The 613-nt window shown below is 37.8% G+C and carries 1 protein-coding gene; it reads right to left on the bottom strand.

Translation table 11 applies throughout. From position 1 onward, the window contains the following. Window positions 1-43: 43 nt before the first annotated feature. A partial coding sequence (locus tag EK386_RS20740; protein ID WP_281274280.1) for a preprotein translocase subunit SecY occupies window positions 44-613 on the bottom strand: 570 nt, incomplete at its 5' end.

Raw genomic sequence — 613 nt, 5'->3', positions numbered from 1 at the left:
CGCTTATCTCCATATTAATATTAAACGACCGGATAACAATCGCTTAATATATACGGGAGGGAATTCTACGCTTACTTAAAATATAATAATAACATTTCCGCCCAATCGTTGCTGGTAAATCTGCAACAATACCTGCAAAGATAATCAAAGAGATACCGTTACCGATACCGCGCTCAGTGATTTGCTCACCTAACCACATAAGGAACATTGTTCCCGTAACTAGGCTGATTACAGAAGTTACATAGAATAAGATACTTGGATTAGGAACTAATCCTTGTAACATATTCGGTAGGGCAATTGAAATACCAATAGACTGAATAAATGCTAATAACAATGTACCATAACGAGTATATTTACTAATCTTACGACGTCCTGCCTCACCTTCTTTCTTCAGCTCTGCTAAAGGAGGATGAATCGCTGTTAATAATTGAACAATAATTGACGCCGAAATATAAGGCATAATACCTAATGCAAATATAGACGCTCGGCTTAAAGCACCACCAGAGAACATATTGAACATGTCAATGATGGTGCCTTGCTGTTGTCGAACTAATTCGGATAATACAGAAGCATCAATGCCAGGAACAGGTATAAAAGAGCCGATACGGAAAAC

The organism is Lysinibacillus antri (genome assembly GCF_003977595.1).
Taxonomy (GTDB): Bacteria; Bacillota; Bacilli; order Bacillales_A; family Planococcaceae; genus Ureibacillus; species Ureibacillus antri.
Note: the sequence above shows the minus strand (reverse complement) of the source record. Positions and strands in the feature narration are given on the sequence as shown.